We start from the raw sequence: 13,146 nt of genomic DNA, 5'->3' as shown, positions 1-13,146 counted from the left end.
TAGCACAACAAGACCATGTCCAGCGTTTCCCAATCCGGGCTCCCGAACCCCGAGAGTTCTTCAACGGCCGAAGGCCGGTCATCCCGGCTCCACGACGACAAGATCCTGATCCTCGACTTCGGCGCGCAGTACACGCAGCTGATCGCACGCCGAATCCGCGAGATCGGCGTCTATTGCGAGATCTGGGCCTGGGACCATGATCCGGCCGAGATCGCCGGTTTCGGGGCGAAGGGCATCATCCTCTCGGGCGGCCCGGAATCGACCACGCTGCCGGGCGCGCCGGCAGCGCCGCAGCAGGTGTTCGACAGCGGCCTGCCGATACTGGGCATCTGCTACGGGATGCAGACCCTGGCCGCGCAGCTGGGCGGTGCCACCGAGGCGGCGGACCAGCGCGAGTTTGGCCACGCCGAGGTGGACGTGGTCAAGCCCGACGCGCTGTTCTCCGGCCTGACCGACCATCCGGGCGCGAGCCGCCTGAACGTGTGGATGAGCCACGGCGACCATGTCGCGAAGGTGCCCCCGGGCTTCAGCGTCACCGCCACCACCGACCGCATCCCGGTCGCGGCGATGGCCAACGAGGACAAGCGCTGGTACGGCGTGCAGTTCCATCCGGAAGTCACCCACACCCTGCAGGGCCAGACCCTGCTGCGCCGCTTCGTGGTCGATGTCTGCGGCTGCCGGACGCTGTGGACCGCGGCCAACATCATCGACGACCAGATCGCCCGCGTGCGCGAGCAGGTGGGGTCGGACGAAGTGATCCTCGGCCTGTCCGGCGGCGTCGACTCGTCCGTGGTCGCCGCGCTGCTGCATCAGGCCATCGGCGAGCAGCTGACCTGCGTGTTCGTCGACACCGGCCTGCTGCGCTGGCAGGAAGGCGACCAGGTGATGGCGATGTTCGCCGAGCACATGGGCGTCAAGGTGATCCGCGTGGATGCGGCCGATCGCTACTTCAAGGCGCTCGAAGGCGTGTCCGACCCCGAAGCCAAGCGCAAGATCATCGGCAACCTGTTCGTCGAGATCTTCGACGAGCAGGCGGGCAGGCTGGCGAACGCGAAGTGGCTGGCGCAGGGCACGATCTACCCGGACGTGATCGAATCGGCCGGCAGCAGCACCGGCAAGGCGCACGTCATCAAGAGCCACCACAACGTCGGTGGCCTGCCCGAGCACATGAAGCTGGGCCTGGTCGAACCGCTGCGCGAACTGTTCAAGGACGAGGTGCGGCGCCTGGGCGTGGAGCTCGGCCTGCCGCGCACCATGGTCTACCGCCACCCGTTCCCCGGCCCGGGCCTTGGCGTGCGCATCCTCGGCGAGGTCAGGCGCGAATACGCCGAGCTGCTGGCGCGCGCCGATGCGATCTTCATCGAGGAACTGCGCAAGGCGGACCTGTACGACAGAACGTCGCAGGCCTTCGCGGTGTTCCTGCCGGTCAAGTCGGTTGGCGTGGTCGGCGACGCGCGTGCCTACGAATGGGTGATCGCGCTGCGCGCGGTCGAAACCATCGACTTCATGACCGCGCACTGGGCGCACCTGCCGTACGACTTCCTCGGCACGGTGAGCAACCGCATCATCAACGAACTGCGCGGCGTCTCGCGCGTGGTCTACGACATCAGCGGCAAGCCGCCGGCGACGATCGAGTGGGAGTGAGCATGGCGGCAACGGACCGGCGCGGGTTCGACGCTGTGCATGATCGCCGGCCGTTCGCCGTCACCGCGGATCCTTTCCATCCGACGCAGGCCCTGTCGCCGCGTCCCTGACAACGTACGCCGGGAGGAGACCCCAATGCGCAGCAGACCCTTCGGCCGAACCGGCCGCAACGTGGGCGAGATCGGATTCGGCGCCTGGGCGATCGGCGCGGCGTGGGGCAAGGTCGACGACTCGGAGTCCATTGCGGCCCTGCACGCGGCGCTCGATGCCGGACTCGACTTCATCGATACCGCCGATGTCTATGGCGACGGCCATTCCGAGCGCCTGATCGCGCGCGTGCTCGGCGAGCGCGGCGGCGAGCGCCCGTTCGTCGCCACCAAGGCCGGCCGGCGCCTGCCGGCGCAGACGGCGGAGGGCTACAGCGCTGAGAATCTGGAAGCCTGGATCGACCGCAGCCTGCGCAACCTCGAGGTCGACACGCTCGACCTGCTGCAGCTGCACTGCCCGCCCACCGATGCCTATTACCACCCCGAGATCTTCGAGCGCATGGACCGGCTGGTCGAGCGCGGCAAGGTCGCGCGCTACGGCGTCAGCGTCGAGCGCGTAGAGGAAGCGCTCAAGGCGATCGAGTACCCGGGTGTGGCCAGCGTCCAGATCATCTTCAACATGTTCCGCCTGCGACCCGCGGAGCTGCTCTTCCGGCAGGCGCAGCGGCGAGGCGTCGCCGTGATCGTGCGCGTGCCGCTCGCGAGCGGCCTGCTCAGCGGCAAGTTCTGCGCCGATACCCGGTTCGAGGCGGACGACCATCGCCAGTTCAACCGCCACGGCGAGGCCTTCGACGTCGGCGAGACGTTCTCGGGCGTGCCCTACGAGGTCGGCCTGGCGGCGGTGGAGAAGCTGCGCCCGCTGGTGCCGGAGGGCGCGACGCTCGCGCAGCTGGCGCTGCGCTGGATCCTGATGGACGAGGCGGTGTCGGTGGTCATTCCCGGTGCGCGCAATCCGCAGCAGGCGCTGGCCAACATCTCCGCCGCCGAGCTGCCGGCGCTGCCGCAGGCCACCATGGACGCGGTGGCCCGCATCTACGAACAGGACATCCGGCCGTACGTGCACCAGCGCTGGTGATGGACGACGCAGGTTCCTTGCGCATCGTTCTCGCCCGCGAGGACGATCGCGACGCACTGGCGGCCATGCTGGTGGAGACCGTGGCCGCGAACGGCTCGGTCGGGTTCATGCATCCGCTCGCGATGGCCGAGGCGCGCGCATTCTGGGATGGCGCGCTGCAGTCGGCAGCGCGCGGCGAGCGCATCGTGCTGTGCGCATGGCGCGACGGGCAGCTGGTCGCCACCGGGACGCTTGCGCTGGTGTCCGCGCCCAGCCAGCCGCACCGCGCCGAGCTGACCAAGGTGATGACCACGGCCGCAGCGCGCGGCGGCGGCATCGGCGCGGCCCTGGTCGGTGCACTGGAACAGGGCGCGCGCGATCGCGGCCGGCGGCTGATCACGCTGGATGCGTCGCTGGTCGACGGCGCCATCGCGTTCTACCGTCGCCTGGGCTACCGCGCCGCCGGGGACATCCCCGAGTACGCCTACAAACCGCTCGGCGGGCTGGCGGCGACGCGGGTGATGTGGAAGCTGCTGGACGCGCGTGAGGCGCCCGGACCACTGGCGATCGATCCGGCGACCGACGAACGCTGGATGCGCCATGCGCTGGCCCTTGGCGAACGTGCGCACCAGGAGGACGACGAGATCCCGGTCGGCGCGGTGCTGGTGTCGGCCGAGGGCGCACTCCTGGGCGAGGGCTGGAACCGCAACATCTCCGACCACGACCCCACCGCGCACGCCGAGATCGTGGCGCTGCGCGCAGCCGGGCGCGCGCTGGGCAACCACCGGCTGGTCGGCAGCACGCTGTACGTGACGCTGGAACCCTGCGCCATGTGCGCGATGGCAATGGTCCATGCCCGCGTCGCGCGCCTGGTCTATGGCGCGGCCGATCCCAAGACCGGCGCCTGCGGCAGCGTCTTCGACCTGGTCGCCGACCCGCGGCACAACCATCGCATCGCGGTGCAGGGCGGCCTGCTGGGCGAGGAAGCGGGGCGCCGGCTGTCCAACTACTTCCGCGCCAAACGGGGCAAGCCGCCGCTGTAGCGGATGCGGCCGGGTGCTGTCGCCGGGCGGGCGCATGACAGCGCGCGCACGCCTCGCCGGCCTGCCGGCCGCCAATCCGGACCGCCGGCCAGCCTGCGACTACGTGCCGCGGTTCGCCAGGCGGTGGCGGTCGTCCATCTCGTCGTTGACCGCCCGCACCGCCATCGACGCCTCGCTCGCCAGCAGCAGGCTCGATCCGAACATCGACAGCACGCCCAGCACCGCCATGATCGTGGGCCCCTGCCCGAACACGTGATCGAAGAACGAATCGCCGGCCACCAGCAGGCTGGTGCCCACGAAGCAGCTGATCGCCACGTACAGCAGCTGGCTGGCGCGCAGGATGATCTGGCTGCGCCGGCGCTGCACCGAAATGCGGCGCTCCAGGACCGCGCGCTCGGTGGCGTCCTCGATCTCCGCAAGATCCTTCAGCAGCTGGCGCGCGCGGTCGATGATGCGCGCCAGACGCGCATTCGCCGACGCCAGCAGCGCCGCCGTCGCGGTCAGGAAGAACGCGGGCGCCAGCATGGCGGTGAGGATCGCGTAGTGGGCCAGCGAAGCGTTGGAGGGCATGGCGGCTCGGGGCGGGGGAGGGCGGCAGGTTATGATGCCGCGTCCCGACTACCTCCGCGAGCGCATGGCATCGCACGACAATACCCAGGGTGCAGGCCGGCTGGTCTGGATCGACCTGGAGATGACCGGCCTGGATACCGATCGCGACTCGATCCTGGAGATCGCTACCGTCGTCACCGATGCCGGCCTCAACGTACTCGCCGAAGGCCCGGCCCTCGCGATCGCGCAGCCGCTGGCAGCGCTCGAGGCCATGGACGAATGGAACCGCAACCAGCACGGCAAGTCGGGGCTGTGGCGACGGGTGCTGGAAGAGGGCGTGCCGCTGGCGGAAGCCGAGCAGCGCACGCTGGCTTTCCTGCAGGAGTGGCTGGGGCCGAAGCAATCGCCGATGTGCGGCAACTCGATCTGCCAGGATCGCCGCTTCCTGCACCGGGAGATGCCGGAGCTGGAACGCTTCTTCCACTACCGCAACCTCGACGTGAGCACGCTCAAGGAGCTCGCCCGCCGCTGGGCGCCGCAGGTGCTGACCGGCGTCAGGAAGGCCGCCGCCCACACCGCGCTGAGCGACGTGCACGACTCGATCGAGGAACTGCGCCACTACCGTCGCCACATGGGGCCGCTGTCGGGACAGCCCGCGCAGGGCTGAACCGCGACGCTCGACGGGGCTGCAGCGCAGCCCGCGGGGGCGCTAGCATCGCGTCATGAACCAGATGATCGAACCGGCCGAAGGCCTGTCCGCCGCGACCCTGGACCGCGCCGACCTGCAACGTGCGGTGGCCCTGCTGGAAGCGCCCACGATCACCGCGCGCATGGCCAACCTGGTCGGTACGCCGCTCGAGTTCGCGGTGCGCGCGTTGCCGGCATCGGTGTCCGGACGCATCCATGGCGCGGTGGAGGCTGCGCTGTACCGCTCGGCCCAGGCCGCGCTGTTGAGCATGGAGAACCGCCCCGGTCGGAGCGCGTCCACGCGCTGGCACAAGCTGGCCGCGGCCACCACGGGCGCGGTCGGCGGCGCGTTCGGCTTCACCGCGCTGTTCCTGGAACTGCCGGTGTCGACCACGATCATGATGCGCGCGGTGGCCGACGTGGCCCGCAGCGAAGGTCGCGACCTGTCCGATCCGGCTACGCGGCACGCCTGCCTGGAAGTGTTCGCGCTGGGCGGCAAGTCCGGCAAGGACGACGCCAGCGAAACCGGCTACTACCTCGCGCGCGGCTTCACCGCCGACGTGATGCGCCATCTGTCCGCCGAACTGGCCGGCCGGAGCCTCGCCGGCCACGGCCTCACCGGCGGGATCGGCTCGAAGGAAACGGGCAAATGGCTGGCCAAGCTCGTGGAGAAGGTGGCCAGCCGCTTCGGCGTGGTCGTGACCGAGAAATTCGCGGCCCAGGCGGTGCCGATCGTCGGCGCCGCGACCGGCGCGGCGCTCAATACGATGTTCACCGACTACTACCAGGACGTGGCGCGCGGCCACTTCATCGTCAAGCGCCTGGAACTGCGCTACGGCGAAGCGGCCGTGCGCGAGGCCTACAACCGGATCGCGGCGCACGGCGGGCGCTGACCCCGCCGCGGACGCGTGCCGGCGGGAGGGCGCGCCGGACCCGCGGCCGCGGGAACTCCGGCGCGCGCCAGCTCAGCCGCCGGCCTTCGCCTTCGACCTGGCCAGCTTCAGCCAGGTGTCGACCACGGTGTCGGGGTTCAGCGACACCGACTCGATGCCTTCCTCCATCAGCCACTGCGCCAGGTCCGGATGGTCGCTCGGGCCCTGTCCGCAGATGCCCACGTACTTGCCCTTGGCGCGGGCGGCCTTGATCGCCATCGACAGCAGCTTCTTGACCGCCGGGTTCCGCTCGTCGAACAGGTGCGCCACGATCGAGGAGTCGCGGTCCAGGCCCAGGGTGAGCTGGGTCAGGTCGTTGGAGCCGATCGAGAAGCCGTCGAAGATGTCCAGGAACTCGTCGGCCAGCAGCGCGTTCGACGGCACCTCGCACATCATGATGATCTTCAGGCCGTTCTCGCCCTGGCGCAGTCCGTTCTCGGCCAGCACTTCGACCACCTTGCGGCCTTCCTCGAGCGTGCGCACGAAGGGGATCATGACCCAGAGGTTGTCCAGGCCCATCTCGTTGCGCACGCGCAGCACCGCGCGGCACTCCAGCGCGAAGGCCTTGGCGAACGACGGATCGACGTAGCGGCTGGCGCCGCGGAAGCCGATCATCGGGTTCTCCTCGTGCGGCTCGTAGTTGGAGCCGCCGATCAGGTTGGCGTACTCGTTGGACTTGAAGTCCGACAGGCGCACGATCACCGGGTGGGGCGCGACCGAGGCGGTGAGGGTGGCGATGCCCTCGGCGAGGCGGCCCACGTAGAAATCCACCGGAGAGGCATACCCGGCGGTCTTCTCGTCGATCTTCCGCCTGGTCTCCGCATCCTGGCGGTCGTACTCCAGCAGCGCATTGGGATGCACGCCGATGTGCGCGGCGATGATCATCTCCAGGCGCGCCAGGCCGATGCCTGCATTCGGCAGCTGGCCGAAGTCGAACGCGCGCTCGGGGTTGGCGACGTTCATCATGATCTTGAGCGGCGCCTCGGGCATCGAGGTCAGGTCGGTGGTGATGCGCTCGAAGGGCAGGGCGCCGCCATAGATGAAGCCGGTGTCGCCCTCGGCGCAGCTGACGGTGACTTCCTTGCCGTCCTCGATCGCATCGAGCGCATTGCCGGTGCCGACCACGGCCGGCACGCCCAGTTCGCGGGCGATGATCGCGGCGTGGCAGGTGCGCCCGCCGCGGTTGGTGACGATGGCGGACGAACGCTTCATCACCGGCTCCCAGTCGGGGTCGGTCATGTCCGCCACCAGCACGTCTCCCGGCTGCACACGGGCCATGTCGTCGAGGCTGCGCACCACGCGCGCCACGCCGCTGCCGATCTTCTGGCCGATGGCGCGGCCTTCGGCGATCACATCGCCACGCCGCTCCAGCGCATAGCGCTCGATCTGGGTGGCCTTGGCGCGCGACTTCACCGTCTCCGGCCGCGCCTGGACGATGAACAGCTTGCCGCTGACGCCGTCCTTGGCCCACTCGATGTCCATCGGTCGCCCGTAGTGCTGCTCGATCACCAGCGCCTGCTTCGACAGCTCGTGCACGTCGGCATCGGAAATCGAGAACGTGCGGCGCAGCTCAGCCGGCGTGTCCTCGGTGCGCACGCGCTCGCCGGGCCGGTCGGAATAGACCATGCGCAGCTGCTTGGCGCCGATCGAGCGGCGCAGGATGGCCGGCTTGCCGGCCTTGAGCGTGGGCTTGTAGACATAGAACTCGTCGGGATTGACCGCGCCCTGCACGACCATCTCGCCGAGGCCGAAGCTCGAGGTCACGAACACCACGTCGCGGAAGCCCGACTCGGTGTCCAGCGTGAACAGCACGCCCGAGGCGCCGACGTCCGAACGCACCATCAGCTGCACGCCGGCGGAGAGGAACACGTCCTCGTGCTTGAAGCCGTGGTGCACGCGGTAGGCGATCGCGCGGTCGTTGTAGAGGCTGGCGAAGACTTCCTTGACCTTGCGCACGACATCGTCGGCACCGGTGACGTTGAGGAAGGTTTCCTGCTGGCCAGCGAACGACGCATCGGGCAGGTCCTCGGCGGTGGCCGAGGAGCGCACCGCCACCGCGACTTCGCCGCCGCCGTTGTCCGCGCACAGCTTCGCGTAGGCATGGCGGATGTCGGCGTCGAGTTCGGGCTGCAGCGGGGCGTCGATCACCCAGCCGCGGATCTCGCCACCGGCGGCGGTGAGTGCGGCCACGTCTTCGACGTCCAGCGGCGCCAGCCGGTCGAAGATGCGCTGGTGCAGCGTGTTGAATGCGATGAAGGCCTTGAAGGCCTCGGCCGTGGTCGCGAAGCCGCCGGGCACGGACACCCCCAGGCCGGACAGCTGGCCGATCATCTCGCCCAGCGAGGAGTTCTTGCCGCCCACCTGGGCCAGGTCGGTCAGCCGCAGATCGTGCAGCCAGAGGATGTTGGCCGTCGATCCGGACGGCTGCTGTGTGGGCTGGTTCAAGGCGGAACTCCCGAAAGCGTGGCGAAAGACGAAAGGACCGGGCGGCGCCCGGTCGAAAAGACGCTATTTTAGCGCCCACATCGGCCGCCACAGACGTCCGCGCCCAGGGAGACAGCGTTGTCAACGACCAGACTCGTGTTCTATGTATCCGATGGGACCGGTATCACCGCCGAGACCATCGGCCACAGCCTCCTCACCCAGTTCGGCGGGATGCAGTTCAACACCAGCCGGATCCCATTCGTCGACAGCGTCGAGCGCGCGCTCGAGGTGGCCGAACGCATCCGCGTGGCAGGCGAGGCCCAGGGCCAGCGCCCGATCGTGATCAACTCGTCGGTCAATCCGGACATCTCCGCCGCGCTGGCCCATAGCGGCGCGCTGATGCTGGACGTGTTCGAGCCGTTCATCGAGCGCCTCGAGTCCGAACTCGGCGAGCAGCGCCAGGCCAAGGTCGGACAGGCGCACGGGATGGTCGACTTCGAGACCTACCATCGCCGCATCAACGCCATGAACTTCGCGCTCGCGCACGACGACGGCATGTCGATCAACTACGACCTGGCCGACGTGATCCTGGTCGCCGTGTCTCGGGCAGGCAAGACCCCCACCTGCATCTACCTGGCCCTCCACCACGGCGTGGCCGCGGCCAACTATCCGCTCACCGACGAGGACCTGGAGCACGACCGCCTGCCGCCCCGCCTGCGCGCGCACCGCTCCAAGCTGTTCGGACTCACCATCGATCCGACGCGGCTGCAGCAGATCCGCCAGGAGCGCCGGCCCGGCTCGAAGTACGCGGACCTGGAGACCTGCCGGAGCGAAGTGCTGGCCGCGGAGAAGCTGTTCCGCGCCGAGCGCATTCCGGTGCTCAGCACCACGCACGTTTCGATCGAGGAAATCTCCAGCAAGGTGATGTCGACCCTGGGCCTCCAGCGGGTCATGTACTGACGGGGGAGGGCGCCTGCGCTCGCGGCGACCGGCCGCCGGGAAGCTGCGGTCGGTGGATCCGGGTTCGGGACGGTGCGGCGCAGTGATCGGCCCGGATTCCACGTCCGTCCGGCGCCTCGTCCGCACGCGGAACTCCCTTAACGTAGGGGCTTCGCGCTGAATCTTCAATCCTGCCCGCGCACGGCGCCAGCGTGTAGGATCGATGCATGCACCAGGTCGTCGCACGCAGTTCGCAGATCCCCCGGCTCGGCCGTTTCGGCTGGCTGATGGCGCTGTACGCGGAGAACTTCCAGCGCATGACGCGCCTGTTCGAACCCGCCGACCTGGCCGTGGGGCGCTACGTGTCGAGCATCGGCAACGGACTGGACGTGCAGCTGGACGTGCTCGAGCAGCACGCCTACACCACCGAGCTGCGCCTGACCTACACCGTGCGCGACCCGCTCACCGGCGAGCCGGACCCGTCCGCCTTCCTGCGCCTGTACCGCGACGCGCGGCAGGCCGAGGCCACGCATTGCTACGTGGGCCGGCGCTGGCAGGACGTGATCGGCATGTACCCGCCCGCGGCAGAAGTGCTGGGCCACCGCATGCGGATGAACACCTTCCTCGGCAAGTGGCTGCAATACCTGGCCGAAAGCGGCCATGGCGTGGCCACGCTGCGGCCTGTGCCGGCGGAAGCCGTCGCCGAAGCAAACGCGAACTGAGCCCCGGCCCGGGAGTCGCGGCTGGCAGTGGCGCGCCGGTTGCCGGTGATGCCAGATGCGGCCGCGAAGGCAAGCTCCGAGCCCGATCGACGAAATAAAAAAATGGGCCCGGATTTCTCCGGGCCCATCGAAAAGTGGCGTCCCCACGGGGATTCGAACCCCGGTCGCTACCGTGAAAGGGTAATGTCCTAGGCCTCTAGACGATGGGGACGCTGTAAAACCTGTTGCCTGTTTCCCTGCGGCCTTTGCAGCGGAAACGTGGTGGAGCCAGGCGGGATCGAACCGCCGACCTCCTGCATGCCATGCAGGCGCTCTCCCAGCTGAGCTATGGCCCCACGGGGCTGGAAAGCGCGAAATTGTAGGGGCGCCCGCGAAGTCCGTCAACAGTCTTGAACGATCGGATCGCACGACGGGCATTCCGGGTCGCGACGGTTCAGTTGCAGCGCCGCTGGACAGCGTCGAGGCGCAATGGAGCTGCGCGGAGACCGTCCGCGCGTGACCCGCCAACCGGTTGGGCTCCTGGCGTCGAAGACGGTGCGATCTGATCGCAGCAAATGTCGGTCACCGAGGCCAGCGGGCGTCAGCCACCGCGGCGTGGGACTGTGTGCGCATGGCCAGGCGATGACATTCGCAGCTACATTGGAACGAACCTCGACAGTGGATTCGAATGAAAGCTGCGGTGTCGGGCGTCATAGACGTGTCGCGAGGTGCGTGCAGTGTTGCTTGGGGCGCGCTGTTGCGCGCCGTCCCGAGGGGCCGGTGGAATGACATCGTGCCCGGGCCCGTTCGAATGGGCTGTTCTTTACATAAGATGCAGTATGCGAAATTGGAGATCCGCAATTCCAAGGCAGCCTTGCCCGTTCTGACCTCGTTTTGACCTGTGTCGTCGTCGTACGGCGGCTTGTCCCTGTCTGACGAACTTGAATCACCCCCGGGGCTTCAGACACTCACTCGGGCATCTTCAGACAAGCGCCCCCAAGTGATAGATAGCTTGAGAAACCGTCCCCGCGTCGCAGATCGCCCGTTCAAACTGCCCCCCAAGCGTTGGAACTCTAGTTGTGCGCGTGTTGTACGCCGCGAAGTAACCCCTATACATGCGCGAACCTTGCTGGGCACCGCACTCAAGTGGGGCCTGACTCTGCACATTTAGGGTACAAATCACACACTCCAGTGGGTACATCGGATGGAGGTCCGCACTGATGTGGGCACCAACCGGAACCTTGCGCATTCTTGGGGGTACAGAGATTGATGCTAGGCGCGTCGAAGCATTCCCAGTACAGGTATTAGATGCGTCGAAGGATCCACAGTACATGCGTTAACCCTCCCCAGCTGGCGCGCTCACGTCTCCCCATCCTCCGACCGCCACGCTCAATCGTCCCCGCCCGCGACCCCAGCGCACTGCGGCTTGGGCACCGCACTCTTTGGTGTACCGCGTGAACACTTTTGGTGTACATCCAAATTTCTACCGTACAAAGGTTTGTGCACTCTTGCGACTTCCGTAGATTTCGGTGTGCACCGATCCCGCTGTTTCTTGCCCGCACGTGCGACAACCCTCCAGCGCATGCGGTCAAGAGCCGGGACAAGTAAAACTGATACATACCGAGCTGCGAGTGTTGTACGCGTCGAAGTCTCCCTAGCACATGCGCCAACCGTACCCAATCGATTGGACCATAATTCGCTGCCACACTGATGCGAGTCCATCGTTTGGGAGCTGATCCATGAACTCTGATTCAGAACAGCCTAGTCATTCATCAATCTCTGAGATGCTGGAAGCGGCTGCCGCGAAGCGCGTGGAACTCTCCAATCGGTGGCCAACAGCAGCCCAGGTGGGCCCGCATGCCACGGAGCAACGCAAGTCTGGCCAACTGCTGGGCGTGTACTTGACCGAGCCGCATCACCACTTCAGATACCCGGTCTGGCAGTTTCAGCCAGATGGGCAACCTGTGTCTCATTTCGCTGAGATTCTGAGCATCATTCGCGAAGACGGCCCGTATCTGGACAAGGAAGGGCGCACCACAGGCTGGGGTGAAGTTGAGTGGTTCCTGTCCGGGCACGTACTTCTCAACGGCGAATGCCCTGCTGACGTGCTGCAGCACGATCCGAAAGCCGTTCTTGAAGCCGCGCGTGTTGAGTACATTGAAGAGGGCAATCTAGGCGGATTCTGAGCAATCCGAAGAAGCCACGGTTTCAGCGATGCTTTCGCGCAAGGAGGTCGTCTCGGCTTGCCGACCGCAGGCGGAGGAAGTCCGACTCCGGTAGCGCGCTGAAAGTTTCCGTGAACGGCGCATACAGCAGGATCTGCCAACCATCGTGCGTCGCCTCCGCCGCGTACGGATGCAGGATCTCACCGTCAGCATCGACTCGGTCAACGCGCAGCAGTCGCGGATGGGGATAACGGCGAGCCTCTTCGGGAAACCGCGCCTTCATCATCCGATCAACAACCTCGTGGGGGTAGCCGGGATGTACAGCATTCTTCGCTTCCGCGAGGGCATCGCGAATGGCTTCTTCCTGACTGCGAAATGCCCGAGCGATGTCCACTTCATCGAACACGACTTCCGAGACCGAATAAGGGGGCCCATTGAACCAAGCCAAATCCAAATCGGGTGCAAGTTCGATGGCTGTGATCGTACGTCTGCTGACGTCGGTACAGCGCCAGCGCTGACCTGTGGACGTTTCAAACGCCATCCCGATGGTGAAATCGGCGTGTTTCATGCAGGCCTAGTTCCTACTGGCTTCCGGCAGGGACTTTAGCGCGATCGGTCGATCTGCGGACCACCTTCTCTGCGGCAGTTTTGCGGGCCTTCGCCGCCGGGCGCGCGGAACGGCGTAGCGTCGCCTCCAAGGCTGCGGGTAGATCTCGGAGCCTGATCAGTTGTTGCTCAAGCGCGTCGGCCCGCGCCCGCTGGATCTCGGCCTGGCGGATGGCGTCGGCAGCTTTGGCGCTGCCCTGCTCGACTGCCTTGAGGTGCGCTCGTTCGGCCGCCACAGATTCCTTCTCGAGCTCCTTCAGCTGGCTCTTGAAGTCCTTGCTGTAAGGCGACACCCTAATTTGCCTCTAAGGCGACACCCAGATTTACGCACCTCCGGGTCGACCCCGTAGCCTCG

General features: G+C 67.2%; 12 protein-coding genes, 2 tRNA genes and 1 pseudogene. 9 read left to right on the top strand and 6 right to left on the bottom strand.

The window, feature by feature from the left end; all coding sequences use genetic code 11:
* The first annotated feature begins 15 nt into the window (after positions 1 to 15).
* The 4 genes and pseudogenes from guaA to tadA all read left to right on the top strand — a co-directional run bounded on the left by guaA (position 16) and on the right by tadA (position 3,788).
* Entirely contained in the window at positions 16 to 1,644 is a 1,629-nt protein-coding gene (gene guaA, locus Q0863_RS14440; protein ID WP_298579844.1) for a glutamine-hydrolyzing GMP synthase, read from the top strand.
* A 135-nt stretch (positions 1,645 to 1,779) separates the two neighbouring features.
* Complete coding sequence (locus Q0863_RS14435; protein WP_298579841.1) at positions 1,780 to 2,766, top strand: aldo/keto reductase; 987 nt, start codon at positions 1,780 to 1,782, stop codon at positions 2,764 to 2,766.
* Positions 2,766 to 3,203 (top strand): annotated as a pseudogene (locus Q0863_RS14430) (GNAT family N-acetyltransferase); the annotation flags it as partial. The gene Q0863_RS14435 and the pseudogene Q0863_RS14430, both read left to right, overlap by 1 nt.
* Before the next feature lie 63 nt (positions 3,204 to 3,266).
* Positions 3,267 to 3,788 (top strand): tRNA adenosine(34) deaminase TadA, encoded by a 522-nt coding sequence (gene tadA, locus Q0863_RS14425; protein WP_298580254.1) that lies wholly within the window; start codon positions 3,267 to 3,269, stop codon positions 3,786 to 3,788.
* A gap of 99 nt (positions 3,789 to 3,887) precedes the next feature.
* Here the strand turns inward: tadA and Q0863_RS14420 are convergent, their stop codons facing one another.
* Positions 3,888 to 4,358: a DUF2721 domain-containing protein gene (locus Q0863_RS14420; RefSeq protein WP_298579838.1), complete on the bottom strand. Its 471-nt coding sequence runs from the start codon at positions 4,356 to 4,358 to the stop codon at positions 3,888 to 3,890.
* A 64-nt stretch (positions 4,359 to 4,422) separates the two neighbouring features.
* Here Q0863_RS14420 and orn point away from each other — a divergent pair, with 64 nt between their 5' ends.
* The gene (orn, locus tag Q0863_RS14415) at positions 4,423 to 5,004 is read left to right on the top strand and encodes an oligoribonuclease (RefSeq protein ID WP_298580249.1); all 582 of its coding nucleotides are present in this window, start codon (positions 4,423 to 4,425) and stop codon (positions 5,002 to 5,004) included.
* Between the two features lie 55 nt (positions 5,005 to 5,059).
* Positions 5,060 to 5,917: an EcsC family protein gene (locus Q0863_RS14410; protein WP_298579835.1), complete on the top strand. Its 858-nt coding sequence runs from the start codon at positions 5,060 to 5,062 to the stop codon at positions 5,915 to 5,917.
* A 72-nt stretch (positions 5,918 to 5,989) separates the two neighbouring features.
* Here Q0863_RS14410 and ppsA read toward each other — a convergent pair whose 3' ends face one another.
* Positions 5,990 to 8,401: a phosphoenolpyruvate synthase gene (gene ppsA, locus Q0863_RS14405; protein ID WP_298579832.1), complete on the bottom strand. Its 2,412-nt coding sequence runs from the start codon at positions 8,399 to 8,401 to the stop codon at positions 5,990 to 5,992.
* A 117-nt stretch (positions 8,402 to 8,518) separates the two neighbouring features.
* Here ppsA and Q0863_RS14400 point away from each other — a divergent pair, with 117 nt between their 5' ends.
* Positions 8,519 to 9,340: a pyruvate, water dikinase regulatory protein gene (locus Q0863_RS14400; protein ID WP_298579829.1), complete on the top strand. Its 822-nt coding sequence runs from the start codon at positions 8,519 to 8,521 to the stop codon at positions 9,338 to 9,340.
* A 206-nt stretch (positions 9,341 to 9,546) separates the two neighbouring features.
* The gene (locus tag Q0863_RS14395; protein ID WP_298579825.1) at positions 9,547 to 10,041 is read left to right on the top strand and encodes a DUF1249 domain-containing protein; all 495 of its coding nucleotides are present in this window, start codon (positions 9,547 to 9,549) and stop codon (positions 10,039 to 10,041) included.
* Positions 10,042 to 10,176: 135 nt separating this feature from the next.
* On the opposite strand, the gene Q0863_RS14390 is transcribed toward Q0863_RS14395, so the two are convergent.
* Positions 10,177 to 10,252, bottom strand: a tRNA-Glu gene (locus Q0863_RS14390).
* A 48-nt stretch (positions 10,253 to 10,300) separates the two neighbouring features.
* Positions 10,301 to 10,376 (bottom strand) — tRNA-Ala (locus tag Q0863_RS14385).
* A 1,383-nt stretch (positions 10,377 to 11,759) separates the two neighbouring features.
* On the opposite strand from Q0863_RS14385, the gene Q0863_RS14380 reads away from it, so the two are divergent.
* Positions 11,760 to 12,206 (top strand): hypothetical protein, encoded by a 447-nt coding sequence (locus tag Q0863_RS14380; protein ID WP_298579822.1) that lies wholly within the window; start codon positions 11,760 to 11,762, stop codon positions 12,204 to 12,206.
* A gap of 22 nt (positions 12,207 to 12,228) precedes the next feature.
* Here the strand turns inward: Q0863_RS14380 and Q0863_RS14375 are convergent, their stop codons facing one another.
* Together Q0863_RS14375 and Q0863_RS14370 are read right to left on the bottom strand one after the other, a co-directional pair.
* A complete protein-coding gene (locus Q0863_RS14375) occupies positions 12,229 to 12,753 on the bottom strand; it encodes a hypothetical protein (protein WP_298579819.1) in 525 nt (174 codons plus the stop codon).
* 13 nt (positions 12,754 to 12,766) lie between these two features.
* A complete protein-coding gene (locus tag Q0863_RS14370) occupies positions 12,767 to 13,084 on the bottom strand; it encodes a hypothetical protein (protein ID WP_298579816.1) in 318 nt (105 codons plus the stop codon).
* Positions 13,085 to 13,146 lie beyond the last annotated feature (62 nt).

It is taken from the genome of uncultured Luteimonas sp., from assembly GCF_947492465.1.
In the GTDB taxonomy this organism is placed as follows: Bacteria; Pseudomonadota; Gammaproteobacteria; order Xanthomonadales; family Xanthomonadaceae; genus Luteimonas.
The sequence above is the reverse complement of the archived record's forward strand: the minus strand, read 5'-3'. Positions and strand labels throughout refer to the sequence as shown.